The following is a 7,379-nucleotide window of genomic DNA, read 5'->3' on the forward strand; positions in this document are numbered from 1 at the left end:
ATACTCGTCGTCCGACTATGCATACGCCTGACCTCTTCAGCACCCGAGCCACCCAGTGCCCGCTGGGCCTACCAGGCCGACCTGGTCGTGACTCACATCAGTTGGAGGCTGCCATGTCATCGCATACTCCCGATTTGCAGAACTCTTCAACATTGTCGGAGGAATTCCAGGAGCAATGGGTCAGGCGCGCCGAACCGGTTAGGCGTCAACGCCCGTTCACTCCGGCGCTGCCGGTGGTAATTGACGGAGAGCTGATTGAAGACATTGAACGAATGAACTTGGAGTATCCAGGTGATCTGTACATCACGCCAGTGGTACACAAATCAGGTCTTGCACTGGCTGCTTTCGTCGATTCCAAGGCAATGCTCAAGTGTGCCCGAGAAATGACGTACAACTCCGAACTGCGCCAGTTGCTCAGAGATCACGTTGCTCTCGGCTGTCTTGATGATAGCGATCCGGTGAAGTTGGTTCTAGATTGCCGCGACCGCCCTAACCTACATGGAAACATTCTTAGACTCGAACCGGAAGCAATGGTGCCTGATCTGGCACAAGTCCCGCGCCCGAATGAAATTGGTATATGGAATAAAACGTGGGATAACGCAATTCGATCCGTCGACGCGTGCGCCTATCCGTACTCGGTATCCAGTGACCGCAACTTCCACGGCGTGACCCACTTCATCAACTTCCGCTGTTCCTTCAATGCGACCAGTTTCGGTTACACGGCGTCAGCAATCAGGAATTGGGGAACGCTTCCCCCGGAATGGTGATTTGTGGCTGTTAATGTATGACATGTAGTGCTTGTGTTGGTCTTCTGGCTGGGTGTGTGCAGGTTGGCTGGCCGGTGGGTGCTGCTCTGACTGCCTTGGCCGGTGGCCTGGTGTTTTTGGGTCCGCGCTCGCGTACGACGTCCTCGCCGCCCTGGGCAAGCCCGTCCCCGGGGCGGCTACCGCCCGCTGGATGCGGGCCCGGCCTGGTCGATCGCGGCCGCCTGGATCCTTGCCACCCCCACCACTCACCTCACCCTGCTGCGTGCCCACCTGCTGACCCCGCACCGCTTCAGAGCCCTCCTGGCGTTACGACGACGGACCGGGGCGCGCCTGATTCTTGTCTGCCACCACCGGGCCATGCGGGTGTTCCTGGAGCGTGAACTGCGCCAGGTTGAGCACCACATCGCCGTCGTTGAAGGGGTGGGTAGTTGGGGTATCGGGGGGTCGGTGAGCTGGGATGTTGCAGGTTGGGTTGAGAACGGGGTGTGCCGGGTGAGAGCGGTTTGACCTGCTGGCTGAACTTCCTGTCACCCACCAATCTGCCTGGCGGCCCTGGTCGCCGACATGTCAGTGGGCTCTGACAGCAGCACGGCCATGACCGCTATTGATGACCTCGTGCGACGTGTTGCCACCCGGACCGCATCGGACGGCATGGACCTTCCCGAGCCTGTCGGCGATGCTCAGATTGCGGAGGTTGAGGGGCAACTGGGGTTTGCGCAACGAGGGCTTCCACGCACGCCACGATGCGTGAGGCGGGAGGCACGACATCGTCCGACTCCAGGTAGCGCTCCTAGAGCTCGTCATACGTCGAGCCCGCAGCACGGTTGTCGAACGGACGGTCTCCGTCCCGTACAGCAAGGTCTAGCTCGCAGACGCATCGTTGCAGGCAGCAGCTCTGATAACACCAACCGGTCCTGCGATCAGATCTCGCCGCCAGTGATCCGTAAGAGAGCTACATAGGAGGCGTCCGGGTGTCCGTCGTGACCGGGGCCGTCCGCCGGTCACTGGCTGACTCGCCGGTGAGGCAGGCGTGGCACAGGCAGCGGTCCGGGTGCGGGGCATACGGAGCCTGCCGGTAGCGGGCCACGTACCGCTCCAGGAGGCGGACCTCCCTCGCGTGGTCGGCGGAGCCGAACCCCGAGCGCGCCGGACCCCGCCCAGCCGCTCCCGCGCGCCCCGGCGCCCGCTTGCACGGTCGACGAACGCATCCGGCGGACGTAAGGCCCCGTTCTGCCGAACGTGAAGTGAAGACCCTGGTCTGCCCACTACAGGTAGCGCCCTGAGTGCCCGTTATGACGGGCCATTGATGTGGTGGCTGGGTGGGTGCGGTGACCTGGGTGTGTTCAGGTTGGTTGGCTGGTGTGGGCTTGGTAGGTGTCTGGTGTGGTCCGCGGGGCTGCCCGATGGGGGACCTCGCGGTTACCAGCGGGGGTGCTACCTGGGGTTTTCTCAGGTTGGCCGGGTTTTCCAGATGTGCGTAGGTGTTCTGATCGTTTGTGCAGGTGTAATGGCCCGTCTGTAGGCAGTCGTGTCGGGGGCGTTGCCGTTTGGTGTGGATCCAGGCCCAGAGGAGGTCGTGGGGCGGGAGCCCGAGCCGGTCCAGGCGCTCGGCGGCGGCCTACTACCGGGCCTTCTCCTCGGGAGCACTGTCGATCCTGTCGAATTCGACTCTGGCGGACCCGAAGACCTCCGAACACATCCGCGAAGTGAGCTGCCCGGGAGTAGCAGAGAACTCGGTGGTCGGCGAGCCGGCGTTGACCAGGCAGAAGGCTCGTGCCAGCTCTACCAACGCCGCCGACGCCTTCCCCGGCTGCTGGTCTGCGACCGCCCTCGCCTCGCGGCCGATCGCTTCCAGCAGGCTTTCGCGTGCCGCAGCGAGGGCAGGGGCGTCCTGAAGCTGGAGCTGGATCGGGATCTGCTGGACCTCGCCGGGCTGCGACTCCTGGTCGGGCTGCACCTGCTCTTCAGCGGTCATCTGTCTCCTTGTGAGATAAGGCTGTGCTACCAGGCTAGTCGGGCCCACTGCTGTTGTGTCAGAGGCTTGAGCAGGACCGGTGCTCAGTTTCCACCGCCGGGCCGCAACGCAAAGTAGTCATTGACCCGTCATCCCAGGCGAATACGCGGCATACGAATATGCGAGCTCACCAGTATCAAGGCCGAGTGCTGGGGCCGATCCTGTGAACCCGGCACTCGGGCGTGCGGAGTGCGCCACCATGGCGGCCATGCCGAACACCGCGTGGACCATCGCCGTCGCTGCCGTCACCGCCGTGGTGACCGCCACCGCGACCGGGCTGACCGTCACCCCCAGGCTGGACGCCCGCAAGAAGCGCATCGGGGGGTGCCCACGCCGCCCGCGACGCCTTCAACACCCACCTCACCACAGTGCTCATGGCGTCCGCCAGGCTCCGGAACTTCCAGCTCCCGGCGGCCGACGATCCGGCCTGCACGACGGTCGTCCGGGAGCGGCTGACCGCCGAGCGGGAACGCTGGCTGCAGCAGATCGACGAGGCCACCCAGTGGATGAATGACCACGTCGCCACGTTCGCCGGCGGCTGGCCTTCCCAGGGCCTGATCGACTTCGCTGTCGCCTACTCCGGCCACACCCGGATGCTCATGCTGTCCGAGCGTGAGGAGACGACCAAGCTGGAGCTGCTGGGGGACTTGACCCTCCCCGTTCAGCGCCAGTTCTTCGGGTTTTGGTGGAGCCGGGCGCGGCATTTCCACGCCGACCGCAGCAAGTTCGCCGAGACCGTCGCACGACTGACGGCGCCGCCGGCCGCAGCGTAGCCACCACTCGAAAAAAACGAGCGGGCTCGGACGGCAGCCGTCCGGGGCCTGCTTTGTGGCCGTCTGCTACCGGGACGCCCCGGTAGCGCTGACCGCCGGAGTGGGAGAGGTCCCTGCTGGCGCCTCGCCACCGCCGCCGAAGAGCGCGAGCAAAACCACGATCAGGAGTAGCAGCCGGCCACCACGACCGGAGCGCCTAACCGACGCCGATGCGGCCGGACGTAGTAGCCGTTGCGGTACTGGCCACGAACGTTCGTCGGCGCGTCCACGGGCCGCGGACGCGGGACGGCAGCACGGGGGGACGCGGACGCGCCACCGCTCGCCGTGAGCGCCGGATCGAGGGTGTCCCGGCCGTGCTGCGCCCCGCTGTACGAGCCTTCGTCGAGGCGCTGGTGGTCCAGCGGGAGACTGCTGAGCGTCTCGTGCTGGGGCCGATTTAGCTCAAGACCATCGAGATCGGTCTCGACACCGTCCGGGACTTCGCACTTCACCTCCATGCGCATGAACTCACCACCTGGGCGGGCGTGAACGTCACCGACCTGGAGGCGTTCCTGGCCTGCAACCCGGCCCGCCGGGCTTCCTGGCTCGCGGGTCTGCGGCAGTTCCTCTCCCACCTGCACCGCACCGGCTTGGTACTTCACAACCCCGCCGCGGCCTTTGAAGCCCCGCAGTCCCGCGGCTTCAAGAGCTCCACCCTCACTCCTGATGAGCAGCGCGCCGTCTACCACCGCTGGAGTGCCGCCAAGGACGTCCTGCGGCACGAGGCGTTCATCGGCCTGGCTGCCCTCCTCCACTACCGAACTTCGCCACCTCGCCCTCGACCACATCAATGCTGGCTCCGGGACGGTCCGCTTTCCGGGCGCGGCGTCGACCTTGCCCTCCATAGCGCCTCGTGGCGGGCTCTGGACGGCTCCAGCGCCGCTCTGTCGCGCCTGTATGAGTGGCCGCAGGCGGGTCTGCACCTGGCACACGGATCTCGGTCGCAGCCGTGGCCCTCGGGGCCGCCCTCCCTCGCCCGCCGGGGCGGGGCTGTGGACTCGGCCTGAAACTCCCGGCCTACGAGCTCCCGTCGTCACGAGGAACTCCCTGCGGCTTGCGACGCAGGGTCATCCGCGGTGGCCTCCGGTTGGTCCTGACCGCGACTCGATGTACTTCTCGAACCGGGGAGACCGCACGACGTCGGTGACGATTGCTTGGATCAGGACGTCATTGGCTTGCTTGGCTGCTGAAAGACCGCGGAAGATCAGAAATTGCATGGGGATGATTAGAAGGAGCCAGAACGGATTCAGCTCGGTAGCCGCGACACAGCTCAGAAGGATGGCCGCCGCCCCCACGTTCACCTTGAGATCGGCCTCAGAGGCCAGGCGGTCGTAGTCCCCGTACAAGTCCTTGCTCGCTCCGTACAGGCGGGTACGCAGCTGTGGCAAATCCTCCAGCAGCATGACGAAACCGTGCTCGAAATCAGTATCGTTAAGAGGCCGCACCCGTTGGTCGCCGCCGGGGAGTCTGTCGTTGATGTAGTTCTGAAGCGTTCCCATGGTTGGGGCGGGCAGCTCTGACAAGCTAAAAGATGACACACGTAGGGGCCACCGTCTGTCGGTGTCGGGCCGCCCCCAGCCACCCCAACGCGAGCGCACCCACCGGATTCCACGGTTGACATCTGTGGCGCGCGTCTCAAGCACGCTACCCACCAGATAAGCAACGAAGGTGCTGATCGCGAGGGCGGTGGGCTTTCCCATCCAACCCACAACGTCGTACAGCTGCTTCAAGAGATCGTCTGCCTCGGCCTTTGTAGGGATTTTGTCGCCCAGCACGAGGAACAGCGACAGCAGGTAGAGGTAGCCGGTTGCCAGGGGGGTTCGCAGTTCACGAAGGCCGGGCAGCAGGGACGCGAGCATACGAGTATGCTCGCCCAAAGCGGTAACAGGCTGTGAAAGCCACGCAAGTGGTGGTGTCACTGTGCGGTTGGCGCCCCCGCTGGGGAGGTCCTGTTAGCCTCCCTGGGCGTCTCACAGGACCCCGCAGCCCCACCGGCCGCAGAGCAACCTGAAAGGCGCTCAGGGGGCCAACTGTGGCCTCCGATTGCCGTGGTGCCTTTGGGACGGGTCTGCCGCTCTGCTGGGACGGCTAGGGTCGGGTACAGCCCGCGCTGATATGGCAGACGGCCGAGCTCCAGGCGGTACTCGACGGCGCAGCAGCATGGGCTTCGCCGGGGCTGCATGACCCGCCTGTCTCAGGAGCGCTCAAGCCACGACAGACATGACGGCCTGCCCACGACCGCTGTCCGGGCCCGGGATACGGTGGCCGCGTGAACGGATCGAACGCATCGACCGGCTTCTGTGGACCCGCCCGGCCCGATGTGCCGGGCGCATTGCTCTCCCTCCTGGGGACGGACGAGGAGGTCGTCGCGTTCTTTGCCGGAGTCGCGGACCTCGACGCGACGGACCCTAGCTCCCACGAGCTGGACGCCGAAGTCCGGCTTGCCTCCGGGGCCCGGTTGGAGCAGTTCGCGCGGGCGGGCTCGGGGGACGCGTTCTGCTTCGTTGGCGAGGGTGGCGAGGAACGCCCGGTGGTATACGTGAGCCTTGACGGCGAGGCCGGCCCACTCGCGATCGGGCTGCCGGAGTTGGTGCGGCTTTGTCTTGTGGCGCCATGGTGGCGGGACGCTCCTGGTCGGACGGCCAAAGAACTCCGGGCGGTCGCCGACGAGTACCGGCAGGACCTGCCAGACCTCGACCGGCGACGCGACCGTGCGGCCCGGATGCTCGGTATCGACCCGGCCGGCCTGCCATCCGAGGCAACGGTCCTGGCACGGCTCGTGGACCTCTCCCGAGGGCCGCTGGCCGAGGCCTGCCTCGTGGTGGGGTACGAGGGCGATCCGCTCGATCCCCTCTTTGATGCCGCCCACCCCTGATCGACCGGCCGCCGGGCTGGGACTGGGTGCCAGGTCGGCTGGCTTTTCCCCAGGCCTGGTGTGCAGCCGGTTTCAGTCCGCGGTGAGCGGTCAAAGTTCAGTGAGATCGGTCAAGGTTTCGCTGAGACTGGACACCCACTCTGCGAGCTGGCCTCAGCGAGGCATGCCCCCTAGGCCCAGTTGTAATCTGTGAATCAGAATGAATCATCCTGCACGGGATGGGCTGGCATGATCGGGTCATGGCTATCACTGTCGAGTTCTTCGTGGCACCGGATGATGAGGTGGCTGCTCAGGTCGGGCCGCGGCAGCGCGTCACGGGTTTCCCTCGTTCGCGTGCGCGGATTTCTACCCCGACGATGCGGTGGCGGACTGGGAGGTTCTGCTGGCAGAGGGTGTGGGTACACAGGCTCGCGTGATGTGGTGCCGATGAAAAATGACGGCTTCACGGTGTTCCAGCTGCCTTCCGGGCTGTGCTCCGCTCTGGTGCAGGCGAGCAGCGGCCGGCTCGTTGACCTGCATGGGCTGAGCTCGCCGCGGTCAAGGACGAGGGTGTGCCAGCCGAGACAGCGGTCGAGATCCTAACGGAGGTGGCGGACCTGGCCCGCACGGCACAGGGCCTTCGTCAGCCTCTCTACTGCTGGTACTTCGCACCCTGACCGGACCCCGCCCACAGCAAACACCCCAGCCCCCGCCCTGCTGCCAGCCAGGCCGGCGAAGCGGGCCTTAAGTCCTGGAGGCGGAGCCAGAAGGACCAGGGCGGGGGAGCGCAGCGAACCCGCCCAACGGGCCGCAGGCCCGGACCTCGTGAAACGAGGTCACCTCCCGTGCTGCGCATGGGAGGCCCGGGTCCGCGAAGCGGACCTCGTTCGGGTGCAGCGAAGCGGAACCCGAACAGTCCGAAGCGAAGCGCA

General features: G+C 65.8%; 6 protein-coding genes. 3 read left to right on the forward strand and 3 right to left on the reverse strand.

Going from position 1 to position 7,379, the window contains the following annotated elements; all coding sequences use genetic code 11:
- The first annotated feature begins 134 nt into the window (after nucleotides 1-134).
- Nucleotides 135-767: a hypothetical protein gene (locus tag AC0666_RS32235; RefSeq protein ID WP_478708940.1), complete on the forward strand. Its 633-nt coding sequence runs from the start codon at nucleotides 135-137 to the stop codon at nucleotides 765-767.
- A gap of 1,621 nt (nucleotides 768-2,388) precedes the next feature.
- Here AC0666_RS32235 and AC0666_RS32240 read toward each other — a convergent pair.
- Complete coding sequence (locus AC0666_RS32240) at nucleotides 2,389-2,742, reverse strand: hypothetical protein (RefSeq protein WP_478708941.1); 354 nt, start codon at nucleotides 2,740-2,742, stop codon at nucleotides 2,389-2,391.
- Nucleotides 2,743-3,155: 413 nt separating this feature from the next.
- On the opposite strand from AC0666_RS32240, the gene AC0666_RS32245 reads away from it, so the two are divergent.
- Nucleotides 3,156-3,554, forward strand: a complete 399-nt coding sequence (locus AC0666_RS32245) for a hypothetical protein (RefSeq protein ID WP_478708942.1) — start codon at nucleotides 3,156-3,158, stop codon at nucleotides 3,552-3,554.
- Nucleotides 3,555-3,715: 161 nt separating this feature from the next.
- On the opposite strand, the gene AC0666_RS32250 is transcribed toward AC0666_RS32245, so the two are convergent.
- Together AC0666_RS32250 and AC0666_RS32255 are read right to left on the reverse strand one after the other, a co-directional pair.
- Nucleotides 3,716-4,348, reverse strand: a complete 633-nt coding sequence (locus tag AC0666_RS32250; protein ID WP_478708943.1) for a hypothetical protein — start codon at nucleotides 4,346-4,348, stop codon at nucleotides 3,716-3,718.
- Nucleotides 4,349-4,660: 312 nt separating this feature from the next.
- Nucleotides 4,661-5,452 (reverse strand): hypothetical protein, encoded by a 792-nt coding sequence (locus AC0666_RS32255; RefSeq protein ID WP_478708944.1) that lies wholly within the window; start codon nucleotides 5,450-5,452, stop codon nucleotides 4,661-4,663.
- A 410-nt stretch (nucleotides 5,453-5,862) separates the two neighbouring features.
- On the opposite strand from AC0666_RS32255, the gene AC0666_RS32260 reads away from it, so the two are divergent.
- A complete protein-coding gene (locus tag AC0666_RS32260) occupies nucleotides 5,863-6,468 on the forward strand; it encodes a hypothetical protein (protein WP_478708945.1) in 606 nt (201 codons plus the stop codon).
- Nucleotides 6,469-7,379 lie beyond the last annotated feature (911 nt).

The organism is Streptomyces sp. NPDC043680 (assembly GCF_056436685.1).